The organism is Frigoribacterium sp. CF331 (genome assembly GCF_057787905.1).
In genome coordinates this window covers 488,739-502,442 of record NZ_CM173545.1, presented here as the reverse complement: position 1 = coordinate 502,442, position 13,704 = coordinate 488,739, and the positions used below count along the sequence as shown (strand labels likewise).

At 71.0% G+C, this 13,704-nt stretch carries 18 protein-coding genes and 1 tRNA gene; 10 read left to right on the top strand and 9 right to left on the bottom strand.

Going from position 1 to position 13,704, the window contains the following annotated elements; all coding sequences use genetic code 11:
* Positions 1–8 precede the first annotated feature (8 nt).
* From orn to AC3CCI_RS02295, 3 genes are all read right to left on the bottom strand, one after another.
* Positions 9–629, bottom strand: coding sequence for an oligoribonuclease (gene orn / locus AC3CCI_RS02305; protein WP_488627980.1), 621 nt, complete (start codon positions 627–629; stop codon positions 9–11).
* A gap of 99 nt (positions 630–728) precedes the next feature.
* Complete coding sequence (locus AC3CCI_RS02300) at positions 729–1,976, bottom strand: MFS transporter (RefSeq protein ID WP_354593440.1); 1,248 nt, start codon at positions 1,974–1,976, stop codon at positions 729–731.
* Positions 1,973–2,434, bottom strand: a complete 462-nt coding sequence (locus AC3CCI_RS02295; RefSeq protein ID WP_488627979.1) for a MarR family winged helix-turn-helix transcriptional regulator — start codon at positions 2,432–2,434, stop codon at positions 1,973–1,975. Before AC3CCI_RS02295 ends, AC3CCI_RS02300 begins: the two co-directional genes overlap by 4 nt.
* A 118-nt stretch (positions 2,435–2,552) precedes the next feature.
* On the opposite strand from AC3CCI_RS02295, the gene AC3CCI_RS02290 reads away from it, so the two are divergent.
* From AC3CCI_RS02290 to AC3CCI_RS02280, 3 genes are all read left to right on the top strand, one after another.
* Entirely contained in the window at positions 2,553–2,837 is a 285-nt protein-coding gene (locus tag AC3CCI_RS02290; RefSeq protein ID WP_354593438.1) for an oligoribonuclease, read from the top strand.
* Positions 2,838–2,921: 84 nt separating this feature from the next.
* Positions 2,922–3,182 (top strand): thioredoxin domain-containing protein, encoded by a 261-nt coding sequence (locus AC3CCI_RS02285; protein WP_354593437.1) that lies wholly within the window; start codon positions 2,922–2,924, stop codon positions 3,180–3,182.
* Positions 3,183–3,353: 171 nt separating this feature from the next.
* Positions 3,354–3,429: transfer RNA gene (locus tag AC3CCI_RS02280), tRNA-Arg, on the top strand.
* A 276-nt stretch (positions 3,430–3,705) separates the two neighbouring features.
* Here the strand turns inward: AC3CCI_RS02280 and AC3CCI_RS02275 are convergent.
* From AC3CCI_RS02275 to AC3CCI_RS02265, 3 genes are all read right to left on the bottom strand, one after another.
* The gene (locus AC3CCI_RS02275) at positions 3,706–4,581 is read right to left on the bottom strand and encodes a hypothetical protein (protein WP_488627978.1); all 876 of its coding nucleotides are present in this window, start codon (positions 4,579–4,581) and stop codon (positions 3,706–3,708) included.
* Positions 4,582–4,658: 77 nt separating this feature from the next.
* Positions 4,659–4,955 carry a hypothetical protein gene (locus tag AC3CCI_RS02270; RefSeq protein ID WP_354593435.1) on the bottom strand — a complete coding sequence of 99 codons (297 nt, stop codon included), beginning with the start codon at positions 4,953–4,955 and terminating at the stop codon, positions 4,659–4,661.
* A gap of 127 nt (positions 4,956–5,082) precedes the next feature.
* On the bottom strand, positions 5,083–6,102 hold the full coding sequence (locus AC3CCI_RS02265; protein ID WP_354593434.1) for an aldo/keto reductase: 1,020 nt from the start codon (positions 6,100–6,102) through the stop codon (positions 5,083–5,085).
* A gap of 48 nt (positions 6,103–6,150) precedes the next feature.
* Here AC3CCI_RS02265 and msrA point away from each other — a divergent pair, with 48 nt between their 5' ends.
* From msrA to AC3CCI_RS02235, 6 genes are all read left to right on the top strand, one after another.
* Complete coding sequence (msrA, locus tag AC3CCI_RS02260; protein WP_488627977.1) at positions 6,151–6,678, top strand: peptide-methionine (S)-S-oxide reductase MsrA; 528 nt, start codon at positions 6,151–6,153, stop codon at positions 6,676–6,678.
* Between the two features lie 55 nt (positions 6,679–6,733).
* Positions 6,734–6,949 carry a methyltransferase gene (locus AC3CCI_RS02255; RefSeq protein WP_354593432.1) on the top strand — a complete coding sequence of 72 codons (216 nt, stop codon included), beginning with the start codon at positions 6,734–6,736 and terminating at the stop codon, positions 6,947–6,949.
* 123 nt (positions 6,950–7,072) lie between these two features.
* On the top strand, positions 7,073–7,714 hold the full coding sequence (locus AC3CCI_RS02250) for a single-stranded DNA-binding protein (protein WP_354593431.1): 642 nt from the start codon (positions 7,073–7,075) through the stop codon (positions 7,712–7,714).
* A gap of 120 nt (positions 7,715–7,834) precedes the next feature.
* On the top strand, positions 7,835–8,296 hold the full coding sequence (locus AC3CCI_RS02245; protein ID WP_488627976.1) for a DUF6993 domain-containing protein: 462 nt from the start codon (positions 7,835–7,837) through the stop codon (positions 8,294–8,296).
* A 37-nt stretch (positions 8,297–8,333) separates the two neighbouring features.
* Positions 8,334–10,019 carry an energy-dependent translational throttle protein EttA gene (ettA, locus tag AC3CCI_RS02240; protein WP_354593429.1) on the top strand — a complete coding sequence of 562 codons (1,686 nt, stop codon included), beginning with the start codon at positions 8,334–8,336 and terminating at the stop codon, positions 10,017–10,019.
* 16 nt (positions 10,020–10,035) lie between these two features.
* Complete coding sequence (locus AC3CCI_RS02235; RefSeq protein ID WP_354593428.1) at positions 10,036–10,509, top strand: acyl-CoA thioesterase; 474 nt, start codon at positions 10,036–10,038, stop codon at positions 10,507–10,509.
* 7 nt (positions 10,510–10,516) lie between these two features.
* Here the strand turns inward: AC3CCI_RS02235 and AC3CCI_RS02230 are convergent, their stop codons facing one another.
* Positions 10,517–11,386 carry an acyl-CoA thioesterase gene (locus AC3CCI_RS02230; protein ID WP_354593427.1) on the bottom strand — a complete coding sequence of 290 codons (870 nt, stop codon included), beginning with the start codon at positions 11,384–11,386 and terminating at the stop codon, positions 10,517–10,519.
* Positions 11,387–11,407: 21 nt separating this feature from the next.
* Here AC3CCI_RS02230 and AC3CCI_RS02225 point away from each other — a divergent pair, with 21 nt between their 5' ends.
* The gene (locus tag AC3CCI_RS02225; protein ID WP_488627975.1) at positions 11,408–12,079 is read left to right on the top strand and encodes a DUF8185 domain-containing protein; all 672 of its coding nucleotides are present in this window, start codon (positions 11,408–11,410) and stop codon (positions 12,077–12,079) included.
* 76 nt (positions 12,080–12,155) lie between these two features.
* On the opposite strand, the gene AC3CCI_RS02220 is transcribed toward AC3CCI_RS02225, so the two are convergent.
* Complete coding sequence (locus AC3CCI_RS02220) at positions 12,156–12,563, bottom strand: globin (RefSeq protein ID WP_354593810.1); 408 nt, start codon at positions 12,561–12,563, stop codon at positions 12,156–12,158.
* A gap of 134 nt (positions 12,564–12,697) precedes the next feature.
* Positions 12,698–13,699 (bottom strand): mechanosensitive ion channel family protein, encoded by a 1,002-nt coding sequence (locus tag AC3CCI_RS02215; RefSeq protein WP_354593425.1) that lies wholly within the window; start codon positions 13,697–13,699, stop codon positions 12,698–12,700.
* Positions 13,700–13,704: the final 5 nt, after the last annotated feature.

Below are 13,704 nucleotides of genomic sequence, written 5' to 3'. Positions count from 1 at the left end.
AGACTCTACTACAGCCTGGGGGCCCATTCGTCCACGACGGCCTTCGAGATCGCCTGGACGTCTTCGGTGGTGGGGCCGGGGTCGGCGACGAAGCCGGCGCGGCGGTAGTACTCGAGTTCGCGGATGGATTCGAGGATGTCGGCGAGGGCGCGGTGGCCGCCGTGCTTCTGGGGGGCGTTGAAGTACACGCGGGGGAACCACCGGCGGGCGAGCTCCTTGATGGACGAGACGTCGACGCTGCGGTAGTGGAGGTGGCCGTCGACGCGGGGCATGTACTTGGCGAGGAAGGCCCGGTCGGTGCCGATGGTGTTGCCGGCGAGGGGGGCGTGCTGTTCGGTGGGCACGTACTTGAGGATGTACTCGAGCACCTCGAACTCGGCCTCGGCAAGGCTGACGCCGTCGGGGATCTCGTCGATGAGGCCTGACGAGCGGTGCATCTCGGTGACGAACTCGCCCATGTTGTCGAGTGCCGACTGGTCGGGCTTGATGACGATGGTGAAGCCCGGGTGCACGGGCGTGAGGTCGAAATCGGTGACGACCACGGCCACTTCGACGAGTTCGTCGACCGTGAGGTCGAGCCCGGTCATCTCGCAGTCGATCCAGACCAGTCGGTCGTTGCTCGTAGCCATTGGGCGAGTCTAGTCCGGTGCCCGTCCGCGGCCGCGCCTCCTGGGCTCGTCCGACGCTCGGACCAGGAGGCGCGGCTGCGGACGCGCCGGACGTCCGGTCTACAGGGCCTCGCCGGCTCCGATGGCCTCGGCCTCGACGCGGGCCGGTTCGGGGCCGTCGTCGACGCGGCGGAGGGCTCCGCGGGCGGCGACCACGACGACGAACGCGACGGCGACGCTGGCGGCGGCGAACACGTAGGCGGCGCTCGGCGCGATGGTGTCGGCCAGCAGGGTCGCGACGGGTGGGGCGACGGCGCCGCCGAGGAACCGCACGCCCGAGTAGGCGCTGGACGCGACCGAGCGGGGCAGGTCGGTGGCCTCCATGACGGACTCGGTCAGCACGGTGTTGAGCACGCCGAGCACGAGGCCGCCGACGACGACACAGACCACCAGGGCGGCCGGGGTGCCCACGAACACGGCCGCGGCGACCAGGTCGAGTGCCAGGAGCGGCAGGGCGATCCGCAACACGGTCGTCCGCCGGAGGCGCGCGGTCAGCAGGGGCGCGACCCACACCGACGTGACGGCGAGTCCGACGCCCCAGCCGAAGAACGTGAACCCGATGCCGAGCGCACCGAAGCCCAGTGGGTAGGGCGTGTAGGCGAGCAGGACGAAGAAGCCGATGTTGTAGAAGAGTGCGGTCGCGGCGAGGGCGCCGAGGGCAGGGCGGCCCAGGGCGCGGAACGGGGCCGAGAGATCGGTCGGGGCGACCTTCTCGGTCGCGCCGCCCTTGAGGAACAGCACGATCGCGATGAAGGCGATCGCCATCAGGGTCGTGACGCCGAAGAACGGTCCGCGCCAGCTGACCGACCCGAGCAGGCCGCCGATCAAGGGGCCGATGGCGATGCCGAGGCCCAGGGCGGCCTCGTAGAGGATGATCGCCGAGGCGGTCCCCCCGGACGCGGCACCCACGATGGTGGCGAGGGCGGTCGAGATGAAGAGGGCGTTGCCGAGGCCCCACCCGGCTCGGAAGCCGATGATCGACCAGACGTCGCCGCTGGTGGCGGCGAACAGGGCGAAGACGACGATCAGGGCGAGCCCGATCAGCAGGGTGCGCTTGGCGCCGAGTCGGCTCGAGACCCAGCTGGTGAAGAACATGGCCACGCCCGTGACCGCGAGGTAGCTGGTGAAGAGCAGTTCGGTCTGGGTGGGGCTGGCCTGCAGCGACTCGGCGATGGCCGGCAGGATCGGGTCGACGAGCCCGATGCCCATGAAGGCGACGACGCAGGCGAAGGCGATGGCCCAGACGGCCGTCGGCTGCTTGAGGATGCTGGGTGCCGGCTCGTGCGCGGTCGGGGTCGCGGCGCTCATGCGAACACCGCCTCGGTGTCGGCGCGGACGTCTGTGCGGCTGCTGAAGCGTGAGGCCAGCAGGCTGGTGGCTCGGTCGAGCACGGCCCAGTCGTCGTCGTCGAGGTCGGCGAACAGGTCGCCGAGCGAGTCGGCGAGCTGACCTCGCCACTCGGTGAGGGCGACCGTGCCCTTCGGGGTGATGGCGATGAGCCAGGCGCGCGAGTCGTCGGTGTCGGCGATGCGCTTGACCAGCTCGTCCTCGGCGAGGCCGCGCACGAGCTTCGTCATGGTGGGCTGCGAGACGCGGCTGGCCCTGGCGAGGTCGCCGACGCGCAGGTCGCCGTCGGTCGTCAGGATCGAGAGCGTGCGCCAGACGGCGGGGGAGGTGGTGCGGCCGGTCTCCTGCGCGGCGATCCGCGTGAGGCGATGGGTCGACGTCAGGAGGGATTCCAAGATGTCTGTCGGCTGGGACGTCATCGCACCAGTGTATAGCCAAGCTATATAGCTTGGCTATACTTTTGGGGAATCGCTCGGAGGCGGCAGGGCGGTGAGAAGACTGGACGCCGACTCCGCGCCTCCTGGTAGACCTGTGGGCATGACAGACAGCAAGCCCACCGTGGCCGAGGGTTCCGAGTACGTCGTCTTCTTCGACGGCGGTCCGAGCGACGGCTCCACCGACACCCGCATCAGCACCGATGGCTCGTACGACGAGCAGATCACCGACTTCGTGCTGATCGACGGCATGGAGACGGGCATCGTCTACACGGCCACCGAAGCGAAGATGGTCGGCGAGCAGCTGCAGGTGCACTACTCGCTCGACGCCGCGGACAGCGACCCGGTCGACGATCCCGAGGACCGCAACGACGACCGAGACAACTGACGCCCGCGGCCTCGGCCGCGACGACGCACGAGACCGCAGGAGGCGCGGGGGAAGATTCCCCCGCGCCTCCTCGTTGTTCCCCACATGAAGCTCGAGCTGTACACGTCCGCCTTCTGCGGCCCCTGCCACGCGGCTCGAGCGGTCGTGGCCGAGGCCCGGGCGCTCGTCCCGTCACTCGTGGTCGACGAAGCCGACGTCGCCGCCCGGCCGGAGCAGGCCGAACGGCGCGACGTCCGCAGCACGCCGACCCTCGTGGTGACGCGCGACGACGGTGAGGTCGTCTTCCGCTCACCCGGCGTTCCGACGCTCGACCGACTGCTCGGGGCCCTGGCGCTGGCGGTCTGATCGTCGGCCCGACGTGACGGGCCATCGCCGAACCCGGCAGGCGCCCCGTGTCGCACCGCGTTTCGTGCACCGCACCGCGACTAGTCCGGGCGACGTGCACGAGACGCGATGCCGAGCCGGGCTCGGCCGCTGCGGGGCCGCGCGACTCGGCACGGTATCGTGGGCGAGTCCGCCCCCGTAGCTCAGCGGATAGAGCAGGAGCCTTCTAATCTCTTGGTCGCAGGTTCGATTCCTGCCGGGGGCACCAGATCTCGCGGTGCTTCTCATCTCTTGGTCGCAGGTTCGATTCCTGCCGGGGGCACCAGGCGTCCGATGATCCACGCGGTGCTTCTCATCTCTTGGTCGCAGGTTCGATTCCTGCCGGGGGCACCAGGCGCCCGATGATCCACGCGGTGCTTCTCATCTCTTGGTCGCAGGTTCGTGGTGTCGATGGCGCAGCCTGCCGGGGGCACCAGGCCTCATCCACCGCCCGACACGACGACGCGCCCCCGACCGAGGTCGGGGGCGCGTCGTCGTCACGGGGTCAGTCGTCTGCGCGGTCGGGGGCGATCCTGCGCCGGACCTGGCTGGCACTGACCGGCTGCTCGTAGCGCTCGTCGTCCATCGGGTCGTCACGTGTGTCGTCGTCGTCCGAACCTGACGCCGACGCCGAAGCCGAGGCGGCCGGTGCCTCGGGAGCCGAGACGGGCGGCGGGCCGGCCAGAGGCGGCGTCAGGGGCCCACGCCGGGCATCGCCACCCGGGGCCGGGGCCGGGGCGTCGCCGAGGACGGATGGTCGGAGCGGGGTCGCGGCGTCGGGCCCGCCCTCGGAGCCGCTGCCGCGTCGGACGTCGGCGGCCGCCGCGGCACGGTGCTCGGCCTCCCAGGCCTTCTGGCGCTCGGCGGCCTCACGGTCGACGTCGGCTTCTTCGTACTTCCAGCGGGCGAGGTCGTCGCGGAACAGCTTCTTCGCCCGACCGGGGCGGCGCTGCCACTCGACGAGGCGGTCGGTCATCTCACCCAGCGACCGGTCGGCCTGGAAGCTGAAGGACGCGGAGTTGCGCTTGATCTCGGCGAGTTCGTGCGCCGCCCAGTCCGCGGCGAGCGTGCTCCCCGTGGACGGCAGCAGGCGCAGGCGGACGTCGGCCTCGTGACCGAGGTGGTCGACGTACGTCCGTTCTTCGGTGCCGAGGGAGCTGTACACGGCACCCTTGCGCGCTGCCGAGACGGCCCCCGCGATGGCCGCCGCCCGGGCGGCGTCGTCGTGCGCCGAGAGGACGCGTCGGGTGGCCCCGCGACCGATCAGGGCTGCGACGACGCCGGCGACGACGATGGCGACGAACGGGACCGCCGCATCCGTGACGACGCGCTGACCGTTGTCGGACGAGAGCCAGTCGACGAAGGTGTTCCACCAGTTCATGGGGCGAACACTACAGCTGAGGTCGAAGGTTGCCGCGGTGCGACATGCGAGCGCGCCCGGCCCCTCGACGGTCGCGCTCAGGCGAACCGGAAGCAGTCGGTGGCGTCGTCGCGGCTCCAGAACTCGCCGATCTCGACGAACTTGCGCTGTCGAGGAAGGAAGCGCTTCGCGCGGTAGCGGTCACCCTGCGGGTCGTCGAAGCGTTCGACGTACCCGACGACCTCACCGCCGGGACGCGTCACGCGCGCGAGGTCGTCGTGCACCTGCACGAGCCTCAGGCCGCCGCGTGTCGTTCGCAGGGCGGGGCGCGTCGCATCCGCGAGGGCGTGCGCGTGCGGGGCGGGGGAGGTGAGGACGGAGGTGCTGGTGGTCATGAGGTGCTCCTGAGGTCATCCGGCCGATGCTGTCGAGAACACCCCCGACGCTAGGGGGCGCCACCGACATCGCCGCGGGACGACCTCGGGGGGTGCGGTGCCCGACCGGCACCGCACCTCCTCGGGGTCAGCGACCGGTGCCGTCGACCGCGAGCGGTTCGATGGCGGCGAGCTCGTCCTCGGTGAGCTCGGCTCCGTCGAGGGCGTCGAGGCTGTCGTCCAGTTGGGCCACCGACGACGCCCCGATCAGGGCACTGGTCACCGCGGGCTGCCGCAGCACCCAGCTGAGCGAGAGCTGCGCGAGCGACTGACCCCGCGCCTGTGCGATCTCGTCGAGGGCCCGGACGCGCGAGAGGTAGGTCTCGTCGAAGGCGTCCTCCGAGAACCAGCGGCCCTCGGCCGCGCGAGAGCCGGCCGGTGCCTTGCCCGAGAGGTAACGGTTCGTCAGCAGGCCGCCGGCCAGCGGAGAGAACACGATCGACCCGACGCCGTGCGTGAGCAGGGTGTCGAAGAGTCCTCGCTCGGGCCGTCGGTCGAACATGTTGTAGCGCGGCTGGTGGATCAACAGCGGCACGCCCTCGGCGGCCAGGGCGTCGATCGCGGCCTCGGTCTGCGCCGGGTCGTAGTTCGAGATGCCCGCGTAGAGCGCCTTGCCCTGCCGCACGGCCGTCGCGAGCGCCCCCATGGTCTCGTCGATCGGGGTCTCGGGGTCGGGACGGTGCGAGTAGAAGATGTCGACGTGGTCCATGCCGAGGCGCCCGAGGCTGGCCTCGAGCGAGTTCAGCAGGTACTTGCGCGACCCGCCGTCGCCGTAGGGCCCCGGGGTCATGTCGTAGCCCGCTTTCGACGAGACGACGATCTCGTCGCGGTAGGGCCGCAGGTCGGCCGCGGCGATGCGCCCGAACTGCTCTTCGGCCGAACCGTACGGAGGGCCGTAGTTGTTCGCCAGGTCGAAGTGGGTGACGCCGCGGTCGAAGGCGCGCAGCACGATGTCGCGCTGGGTCTCGAGGCCGCGGTCCGAGCCGAAGTTGTTCCAGAAGCCGAGCGAGATGCGGGGCAGCTTGAGCCCGCTGCGACCCGTGCGGACGTAGTCGAGTCGCGAGTACCGTGCGTCGTCGGCGACGTAGGGGGTGAAGGGTGATCTCATGCGGTCAGCCTAGGGCTGGGCCCCGGGCGCAGGAGTAGGTTCACGGGCATGACGACGTTCGTTCTGGCCGGTGGCTGCTTCTGGTGTCTCGACGCGGTCTACCGCACCCTCGACGGCGTGCTCGAGGTGGTGTCCGGCTACACGGGCGGGCACACCGCCGACCCCGACTACGACGACGTCTGCACCGGCCGCACGGGGCACGCCGAAGCGGTCGCGGTCACCTTCGACCCCGAGAAGATCCCGGCTGACGTCGTCCTCGACGTGTTCTTCACCCTGCACGATCCGCGTCAGCTGAACCGGCAGGGTGCCGACGTCGGCACCCAGTACCGGTCGGCGATGTTCGCGGCCGACGACGACCAGACCGAGCTCTTCGAGGCCGCCCGCGAGCGCGCCTCCGAGGCCTGGGACGGCGGCGTGGTCACGACGATCGAGCCGCTGTCGACCTGGTACGACGCCGAGCCGTACCACCAGGACTTCTTCGCCAAGAACCCCGGTCAGGGCTACTGCCTGGCCGTCGCGCTTCCGAAGGTCAACAAGATCCGCAAGTCGTACGCGAAGTACGTGCTCGCCTCGTAGACGGGTCGCGTCGTCCGACGCGACCGACCGAGAAGGACGAAAGGGGCGCTCGACGATGAGTGACCAGAACACGATGCACCGCCAGACCTGGGTGGCCGTGGGGCCGGCCGGGGCGGTCGGTTCCATCCTGCGGACCGACGACGGCTTTGAGGTCCGCCTGCCGGGCAAGGCGCCGGAAGGCGGACTCTACCCGACCCTCGCCGTGGCCAAGAGCGCCCTGTTCGCGGCTCTCGGGCCGGGGGCGGACTACCCCGAGTTCCACGAGCACTGACCTGCCCGCCGTCGGCCGACGCCGCCGACGACGTGTCGTCCCCAGGTCGGCCCCGCGCCTCCTCGTGCACAAGGAGGCGCGGGTGCCATCCCCGGGGCGCCCCGCCTTCGCGAGACTCCCGTCATGACAGACACCATCACCCTCACGGGCATCATCGCCACCGACCCCCGGGCCCTCGTCACGCAGTCCGGCCTCTCCATCACGAGCTTCCGCCTCGCCTCGACCCAGCGCCGGTACGACCGGGTCAAGGGCGAGTGGCTCGACGGTGAGACCAACTGGTACACGGTGACGGCCTTCCGCCAGCTGGCCGAGAACGTCGTCGGCAGCCTCCGCAAGGGTCAACGCGTCGTCGTGACCGGGCGACTCCGCATCCGGTCGTGGGAGTCCGGCGACCGGAGCGGCCTGACGGTCGAGGTCGACGCCGACGCGATCGGTCACGATCTCACCTGGGGCACCTCCTCGTTCGAGCGCCGGGTCGCGTCGGCGCCGGCGGGTGACCGGGCGGCGACGCCAGCCGACGGCGGCGACACCGTGACGTCCGACGCGACCGAGGCGTCCCCGGCGGAGGCGTCGCCTCCCGGAAGCGGCCCCGAGGGCGACGCTCGCGGGCGGTCCACGGACGCCGGGTCGGGGGCGGACGGTGCCTCACCGGTCGACGGCTCGTCCGGTTCCCCGGCCGGAAGGGCGACGTCCGGCTCGGCCGAGGCCTCCGACTGGGGTGCCCCGGCGCCGCTCGGAGCGGACGAGGTGCTCGCGCCGTTCTGACCGAGCGGGCACCGTCCGGGGCGGGGCGTGGTGATGTCGTCCTCCCGGGTCGTGGGCGGGTGCGCCCTAGAATCGAGGCGGCTCGCCGACCCGCGGCGACGCCGACGACGAAGGACACCCGTGACCGGTTCGAGATTCCTGCGAGGCCCCGCGCTCGCCGCGATCCTGCTCGCGGCGTCGGGCTCCCTGGTCGGCTGCACGTCGTCGCCCGACGTCGAGCCGACGACACCGCCGAGCGCGGCGTCGACGGAGGCGGCCCCGTTCTCGTCGGATTCGTCGACGAGCGACGCGGCCGCTCACTTCGACGAGGTCGCCAGGGCCACCGTCGCCGCGAACGCGCGCCCGGGCGGCCGCGCGCTGGTCGACGCGCTGGTCGCGGCGGGCTTCGACAAGTCGACGATGCAGGTCACGGCCGACACGACCTCGATCGGGCGCGACGCCGACAGCGTCCAGTTCTCGGTGCGCTGGCGTGACGACTGCCTGATCGGGCAGGTCTCCGACGCGGGCTACTCGAGCCAGACGGCGCCGGTGCTCGGCACGGGCGCCTGTCTCGTCGGGTCCACGCGGGCCATCGACTGGTGACCTCGGGCGCGGGCCGCCGCCCGATAGACTCGCTCCCATGGCCGAATACATTTACTCGATGGTGCGCGCCCGCAAGGCGGTCGGCGACAAGCTGATCCTCGACGACGTCACCATGTCGTTCATCCCGGGGGCGAAGATCGGCGTCGTGGGGCCGAACGGCGCCGGCAAGTCGACGATCCTCAAGATCATGGCGGGGCTCGACACCCCCAGCAACGGCGAGGCGAAGCTGAGCCCCGGCTACACCGTCGGCATCCTCATGCAAGAGCCCGAGCTCGACGAGACCAAGACGGTCCTCGAGAACGTCCAAGAGGGCGTGGGGCCGATCAAGCAGAAGCTCGACCGGTTCAACGAGGTCTCGGCCGCCATGGCCGAACCCGACGCCGACTTCGACGCGCTGCTCGCCGAGATGGGCACCCTGCAAGAAGAGATCGACGCCGCCGACGCGTGGGACCTCGACTCCCAGCTCGAGCAGGCCATGTCGGCTCTGCGGACGCCGCCCGGTGACGCCGAGGTCGCCAACCTCTCCGGCGGTGAGAAGCGCCGCGTCGCCCTCTGCAAGTTGCTGTTGCAGAAGCCCGACCTGCTGCTGCTCGACGAGCCCACCAACCACCTCGACGCCGAGAGCGTGCTCTGGCTCGAGCAGCACCTCAGCAAGTACCCCGGCGCCGTGCTCGCCGTGACCCACGACCGGTACTTCCTCGACCACGTGGCCGAGTGGATCGCCGAGGTCGACCGCGGGCGCCTCTACCCCTACGAGGGCAACTACTCGACGTACCTCGAGAAGAAGGGCGAGCGCCTGCAGGTCCAGGGCAAGAAGGACGCCAAGCTGGCCAAGCGCCTCGCCTCCGAGCTCGAGTGGGTGCGCAGCAACGCCAAGGGCCGCCAGGCCAAGTCGAAGGCGCGCCTGGCTCGCTACGAAGAGATGGCGAACGAGGCCGAGCGCACGCGCACCCTCGACTTCGAGGAGATCGTGATCCCCGTGGGCCCGCGCCTCGGATCGCAGGTCATCGACGCCAAGAAGCTGCACAAGTCGTTCGGTGAGCGGGTGCTCATCGACGACCTGTCGTTCACCCTGCCCCGCAACGGCATCGTCGGCGTCATCGGCCCGAACGGCGTCGGCAAGACGACGCTCTTCAAGACCGTCGTCGGCCTCGAGCCGCTCGACGGCGGCGAGCTGAAGGTCGGCGAGACCGTCGACATCTCGTACGTCGACCAGAGCCGGGGTGGCATCGACCCCAACAAGAACCTGTGGGAGGTCGTGTCCGAGGGGCACGACTACATCCAGGTCGGCAAGACCGAGATCCCGTCGCGCGCCTACGTGTCGCAGTTCGGCTTCAAGGGCCCCGACCAGCAGAAGAAGGCCGGCGTCCTGTCCGGTGGCGAGCGCAACCGGCTCAACCTCGCGCTGACCCTGAAGCAGGGCGGCAACCTGCTGCTGCTCGACGAGCCCACCAACGACCTCGACGTCGAGACGCTGGGCAGCCTCGAGAACGCACTGCTCGAGTTCCCCGGCTGCGCCGTCGTCATCACCCACGACCGCTGGTTCCTCGACCGCATCGCGACGCACATCCTCTCGTGGGAGGGGCTGAACGACGACGGCACCCCGAACTGGTACTGGTTCGAGGGCAACTTCGAGGCGTACGAAGAGAACAAGGTCGAGCGTCTGGGCGCCGACGCGGCCAAGCCCAGCTCGGCCACGTACCGCAAGCTGACGCGCGACTGACCGGCACCCCACCGTCATGACCCGCCTGCACGTGCCGACCCGAGTGCGCTGGAGCGACCTCGACGGGTACCGGCACGTGAACAACGCGTCGATGCTGCGCCTCCTCGAGGAGGCGCGCATCGACGCGTTCTGGTCGGCCGAGGGTGCGGTCGACGAGCGATCGTCGGCCGCCGTGCTCGACGGCAGCCCGGACGCCGCGACCATGACGCTCATCGCGCGTCAAGAGCTCGAGTACCTGATCCCGATCCCGTACCTCCGGGCACCCCTCGACGTGCAGATCTGGGTGGGGCGCCTGGGCGGGGCGAGCCTCGAGGTCTGTTACGAGGTGTGGTCGCCCGAGGGCGTCGAACCGCGACAGCTGTTCACCAAGGCCGCGACCACCATCGTGTTGGTCGACTCCGCGACGAACCAGCCGCGGCGCATCTCCGGCGTCGAACGCGACGCCTGGGCTCCGTACGTCGAAGAGCCCCTGACCTTCCGCCGCCGATGACGGCTCGTCAGCTGCGGGGCACCCGCACCATGCCCTCTTGCGCGACGCTCGCCACGAGGGTGCCCGCGCGGTCGTAGATGCGACCGAGCGACAGCCCCCGACCGCCGACGGCGTTCGGGCTCTCCTGCACGTACAGCAGCCACTCGTCGACCCGGGCCGGACGGTGCCACCACATGGCGTGGTCGAGGCTCGCGGCCTTCAGGCCGGGGGTGACGAAGGCGATGCCGTGCCGTCGGTAGATCGGCTCGAGCAGCGTGTAGTCGCTGGCGTACAGCAGCGCGGCGCGGTGCAGGTCGGCATCGTCGGGCATCGGGCCGGTGGCCCGGAGCCAGACGGCCTGGTGGGCCACGTGGTCGCCCTCGACGCTGAAGTACACGGGTGAGGGCACGTGCCGCATGTCGAAGGGGCGTCGGGCCCACGAGCGCGCGACCGGGTTGTCGACGGCCGACAGCAGCTCGGCGTCGCTGGGCACGTCGTCGGGCTCGGGCAGGCCGGACGGCATGTCGACCTGGTGGTCGAGGCCCTCGTCGGGGGTCTGGAACGAGGCGATCATCGAGAAGATCGGCACGCCGTCCTGAGACGCCTGCGTGCGCCGCGTCGCGAACGAGCGGCCGTCGTGGATGCGGTCGACCGTGAAGGTGATGGGGATCGTCAGGTCGCCGGGCCGCAGGAAGTACGAGTGCAGCGAGTGGACGTCGCGACCGCCGCCGACCGTGCGCTGGGCCGCGACGAGGGCCTGGGCGGCGACCTGCCCGCCGAACACGCGCCCCAGGGGCTCGGGCTGCGACCCGCCGGTGAACACGTCCTGCCCGCCGACGATGCCGGCCGGTGCCAGGTCGAGGGTGGACAGCAGGCTCTGCAGCGGATCGTCGGTCACCCGATGTAGTTTAGGGGGCCGATGAACGACGCATTCACCCTCCCCGACTCCCTGTCCCTCAGCGATCTCGCGACCTATCTCGGGCGGGCCGGCCGGGTCGAGGACGGCTCCGTGCGGCTCATCGCCGGTTCGGGCGTGCTCGCCGTCTACGTGGCGGTGTTCTACCCGATGGGCCTGCTCGACGCGAGCCCCACGGTGCTCGGCCTCCGGACCTTCCAGCTCGACGACCGCCCCGAGTTCGACGCCGTCGTGCCGGTGCGTTCCCTGAAGGAGCGCCTCGTGCGCCTCCAGAACGACGTCGTCGATCCCACCGCGGCGGTCACGGTGTCCGTGCCGGCAACGGTCAACACGGTGACCTGGGCGGCCATCTCGCCGCCTCGCGGGGGATGGGCGAGGCTCGACGCGATCGAGGCGGCCCGCCTGCGGACGACCGCCGAGGCCGGCATCGCCCGGGTGGCCGAGGCCATCCCGGCCGGCACGGGTGAGCAGATCGTGCACCGGGTGCGGGCCGACGTGTGGTCGGCGCCCGTCGAAGGTGCCGAGGCGGTCCCGGCCGGAGCGGGTTTCGGGGCGCTCAGCCTGGGGTTCCTCGACGGCGAGGACGAGGTCGCCGTCTTCGAGACCGGCACCTGGACGCGCCTCACGACGCCCAAGGGGCACGTCCTCGTCAAGCGCCGTTCGTCCCTGCTCTGAGGCGCGGCCCGAGGCACTCACGGCCCGGAGGCCGCACGACGTGCGGCCCGGCCGCTCGGCCCGCCGGTCCGGCCCGTCAGCGCTCGAACGTGTTGACCATGGCCTGGGCGGCGCGGTCGAGGTAGCCCCAGAGCATGGCGTCGTCCAGAGGTGCGAGCTCGAGCTCGTCGACGGCCACCCGCATGTGCCGGAGCCACCGGTCCCGAGCCTCGGGGGTCACGCGGAACGGCATGTGCCTCATGCGCAGGCGCGGGTGCCCGCGCTCCTCGCTGTAGGTCGTCGGGCCTCCCCAGTACTGCTCGAGGAACCCGGTCAGCCGTTGGATCGCCCCCTCGAGGTCCGCCTCGGGGTACATCGGCCACAGCACGTCGTCGGTGCGGACGCCCTCGTAGAACCGACGCACCAGCTTCTCGAAGGTCGGGCGCCCGCCAATCTGGTGCCAGAAGTTGCCCTGGGCCGAGTCGTCGCCGAGCCCGCGTCGCACGGTGACCGGCACGGCCGTGGGCAGGGCCGGTGGCGTCGACGGAGTCGGCGGGCGACCGTCGGACGCACCGGACGCACCGGACGCACCGGACGCACCGGACGCGTCCGACGGCCGCGGCGTCAGCGGCAGGTCGTTCACTTGCGCTTCCCCCGGGGGACGTGGGGCGTCGGCACGGTGCGCGGCGCCCGGGCACCCTGCACCGAGGAGGCGCTGTCGAAGCCGGTCAGGACGACGCTCGTCAGCGACGGCAGGACGATGTCCATGCCGTCGAGCGTCTTCTTGAGCCGCGACCGCAGTTCGCGGTCGACGTTGTCGCGGTCCGCGGATCGGGTCTTGGCGACGATGCGGATGATCACGTGCTCGTCCGCGATGGACTGGATGCCCCACACCTCTGGCTGGTCGATGATCGCTCGCTTCCACTTGGGGATCGCCGCGAGCTCGTTCGCCGTGTTCAGCATCGCGTCCTGCACCTGGTCGACGTCGGCCGAGTAGGGCACGGCGAGGTCGATCACGACGCGCGTCCAGCCCTGGGACATGTTGCCCACCCGCAGGATCTCGCCGTTGCGGACGAACCACAGCACGCCGTTGACGTCGCGGATCTGCGTGACCCGGATGCCGACGGCCTCGACGACGCCGGCGGCGGGGCCGACGTCGACGACGTCGCCCACCCCGAGCTGGTCCTCGGCCACCATGAAGATGCCGTTGAGCATGTCCTTCACGATGTTCTGGGCGCCGAACGCGAGGCCCGCGCCGACGACGCCCGCGGCGCTGACGATGGCGACGACGTTGAAGTCGAGCTCGCCGAGGATCAGCACGAGGGCGATCGCGGCGACGACGACCGTGACGACGTTGTTGAGCACGCTGCCCAGCGTCCGGGTGCGCTGGACGACCCGGACCGCCTGCAGCGGCGAGGCGATGAGCGCCTGCGTGTCGTCGACGTTCTGCTTGCGCTTGATGCCGTTGACCACCTGGTCGACCACCCGGCGGATGGTGAAGTGCAGCGCGACGCGCAGCAGCACCGCGATCAGCAGGATGGCCGCGATGCGGATGGGCACGCGCCACATGTTCCAGAAGGCGTCCCAGTCGAACGACAGGGGGGCGGCAGGGTCGGTGGCGGCAGCGAGGAGGAGGTCCATATGGG